Annotated in this window: 1 protein-coding gene and 1 pseudogene; one reads left to right on the plus strand and one right to left on the minus strand. The window is 70.5% G+C overall.

The genetic code is table 11. The features are described from left to right. Positions 1-83 precede the first annotated feature (83 nt). Positions 84-752: a fasciclin domain-containing protein gene (locus G6031_RS14385; RefSeq protein ID WP_182653611.1), complete on the minus strand. Its 669-nt coding sequence runs from the start codon at positions 750-752 to the stop codon at positions 84-86. Between the two features lie 132 nt (positions 753-884). Here G6031_RS14385 and G6031_RS14390 point away from each other — a divergent pair. Then, positions 885-1,439 (plus strand): annotated as a pseudogene (locus tag G6031_RS14390) (oxidoreductase); the annotation flags it as partial.

Here is a 1,439-nt window from a genome sequence, read left to right on the forward strand (position 1 = left end):
CCGGGTCGACGCTCTCGCGTCGACCCGGGCCTCGGTGCTGCCGGAACACTCAGGAGGTCAGGGCCTCCCGGGGTCCAGTGGGATCACTCCTCGGGGACGAGGACCTGATCGATGAGGTAGACCGTGGCGTTGGCGGTCTGGACGCCACCACAGATCACGTTGGCCCCGTTGACCATGAGCTCGTCACCGGAACCGGAGACGTCCACGTCGTCACCGGCGAGGGTCGTCTGCATGCCCTCGATGTCCTCGGGCGAGATCTGCCCCTCCACGACGTGGTAGGTCAGGATCGTGGTGAGCAGCTCGGGATCGGTCTGCAGCGCCTCCATCGTGGCGTCGTCGACCTGCGCGAACGCGTCGTCGACCGGCGCGAACACGGTGTACTCACCGTTGTTGAGCGTGTCGACCAGGTCGACCTCCGGGTTCACCCCGCCCGACACGGCGGCCGTGAGGGTGGTGAGCAGCGGGTTGTTGGAGGCGGCGGTGGCGACCGGCTCCATGGCCATGCCGTCGACCGAGCCCGGGCCGTCCGGGTTGGCCTCGGCGTAGTCCGCACACCCGGGACCGACCAGCATGCCGGCCGGCTCCGCCATGGGAGAGGTCTCCTCGGTGGTCATCTCGGAGGTCATGGGGGAGGTCGTGGTGCCCTCGGCCTCGGTGCTGCCTTCGTCGTCCGCGCAGCCGGCCAGAACGAGGCCGCTCACGGCAGCCGCCGCCGCGATCGATGCCATACGGCGGGAGATCGTGATGCTCATTGTGTTGGTCCTTTCAACAGAGCCTTGCGTGCTGGGTCAAGGGTTCTTCGGCACTGCTGTCGAGACGGATGGGTGGCCCTCAGAAAATTTCTCCGGAACCGTCCGGCGGGGCCCGTGCTCCGAACTCTTGATGTGGACACCACCCAGCCCCGACCCCGTGTGACGGCTCAGATCTCCGCGGGGATCCTCTCGACCGGTATCGCCCTCGCGGTCGGCCACGCGATCGCGGGACTCATCGCCCCCGGGTCGTCACCCTTCCTGGCGGTGGCCGACTCCGTGGTCGACCGCGCACCCGCGGCCGTCCGCGAGGCGACCATCGACGCGCTCGGCACGGCGGACAAGCCCGCGCTGCTGATCAGCCTCGCCGGCATCCTCGCGGTGCTCGGCGTGGTGGTCGGCCTACTGGAGCGTCCGCGCCGCCCCATCGGTTCCCTCATCATCGTCGCCCTCGGTCTCACGGGAACGCTCGCGGCGGTGACGCGTCCGACGGCCGGACCCGCGTGGGCGCTGCCGACCCTCGTGGGCACCGTCCTCGCCGTGGTGGCGCTGCGTCTGATGATCGGCGCGTTGTTCCCCGCACCCGCGAGCCCGTCCGGAACCGCGGACGCCGAGCACCCGGTCCCGGGCCCGGGCCCGGATCGACGTCGCTTCCTGGTGCTCGCCGGGTCGGCCGCGGCCGTGATCGCG

This window comes from Dietzia sp. CQ4 (assembly GCF_014145125.1).
In the GTDB taxonomy this organism is placed as follows: domain Bacteria; phylum Actinomycetota; class Actinomycetes; order Mycobacteriales; family Mycobacteriaceae; genus Dietzia; species Dietzia natronolimnaea.

What these genes read in the sequence shown, in the direction of transcription:
- G6031_RS14385 (WP_182653611.1), bottom strand. Translation starts at nt 752, where the DNA reads ATGAGCATCACGATCTCCCGCCGTATGGCATCGATCGCGGCGGCGGCT.